The organism is Alteromonas sp. G4i13 (assembly GCF_054960505.1).
In genome coordinates, this window is sequence record NZ_JBHNYX010000097.1 from 1 (window position 1) to 1,602 (window position 1,602).

The 1,602-nt window shown below is 46.1% G+C and carries 1 protein-coding gene; it reads right to left on the reverse strand.

Going from position 1 to position 1,602, the window contains the following annotated elements; translation table 11 throughout:
• Positions 1-179 precede the first annotated feature (179 nt).
• Positions 180-1,526, reverse strand: coding sequence for an IS1182 family transposase (locus ACFI6J_RS21425; RefSeq protein WP_061439450.1), 1,347 nt, complete (start codon positions 1,524-1,526; stop codon positions 180-182).
• Positions 1,527-1,602 lie beyond the last annotated feature (76 nt).

Consider the following 1,602-nt stretch of genomic DNA (forward strand, 5'->3'; position numbering starts at 1 on the left):
CAGATTGATGATAAACCCCTCTTTTTTCGGAGGGGTTTATTTTTTCTAGCAGCCGAAGGCTGCGATCGCGATATTTTTTAATAAGGCGTTTTTGTTTTAGTGTTGAGCTCTTAGAGGGCAATAAGTGAGTCATTTACTCGATTAGCGGGTTTGCGAGCGAGATTTGAGGGTATTTAGGCTTATACAGCCTTGGCTAAGGCCATTTTCTTCATGTTTTGACATGCAGCGGCTAGCAGACACTGCATCGAGACCTTACTGAGTCCGCGATAGCGACAGTATCGATGTCCGTGGTGTTGTTTTGCATCTGCGAAGCTTCGTTCTACCGTTTCAGCTCGCCTTCGATATTGCTTCTTCCCCCATTCACTTAATCTGACTTCGTTTGCGTTCTCGACACTCTTCTGCCAGACATGGCGCGTTATAACTTTTGTGTGATTCTTACTGTTTGTACATTGCTTACGAACGGGACAGCTTATGCATTGCTTCGCATCAGAGTGATACTGGCGGTAGCCTTCGCGGTTAGTGGTGTTGTAAGCAATAACCTGGCCTTGGGGGCATGTGTATGTATCAGATTCTGTGTCGTATACATACTCGCGTTTAGCGAAGTAGCCTTTCTTTTTCGTAGGGCGACGATACCCCATTACACCAATCAGTTGTCGCGCTTCGAGGTGATGACACACCGCGGCGGTGAAGTAGCCCGCGTCGAGACCAACGGCAATATGGTTGAGTTTGAAGGTGTCTCTAGCTCTATCAATACGCGCAATGATAGGTTGGCTATCGTGAACATTTCCTGGTGTCGCGTGTGTATCAACGATAATACCGTGACGCCCATCTACGATGCGATGGTCTAGGTAGAAGAAGCCCTTGGGCTTCTCATCGCGCACCATAAAACCACTATCAGGGTCAGTGCGGCTGACTTTCGTAGGCTTCGTGCAAGGCTTGTCTTCCTTACACTTCAGGGGCTTTTTTCCCTCTAACTCCCTGTCTTTGGTTACTGCTTCGTTTAGCTGTTCCACATAAGCTGACGGTGTCACCTTCAAGTCTTTTATGTCGAAGCGTTTCTTGTTGGCGTTCGCTTTTAAGTGCGTGCTATCGGCAAACAAACTCTTACCACCAATGAGTCCTTGCTTCATGGCCTGACGCACAATGTTGTCGAAGATAACCTGATAGATATCGCTGTCTTTAAAACGCTTGATGCGGTTTTGACTCAGCGTGGAATGGTGAATCACATCTTCCGTCAATCCCATACCTAAGAACCAGCGATACGCCACATTTACTTGTATCTCTTTAATGAGGCGTCGCTCACTACTGATACCAAATAAATAACCGAGAAACAGAATTTTAAAAAAGCGTACGGGGTCAACCGAAGGGCGACCGTTATTCTGACAATATAGATGAGCCACCTCATCGCGGATAAACTCAAAATCTATCGCCATATCAATTAAACGAACCAAGTGGTCTTCTGGTACCAGTTCATTGATATATACGGTTTCAAACTCGTATTGTTGTGGGGACTTTGGGGTTAGCATGGTGAACACTCCGAATTTCACTATGCCTATTAGATCAAAGCCCCAGACTTTCGTCTAGGGCTTTTTCAACAGTCTG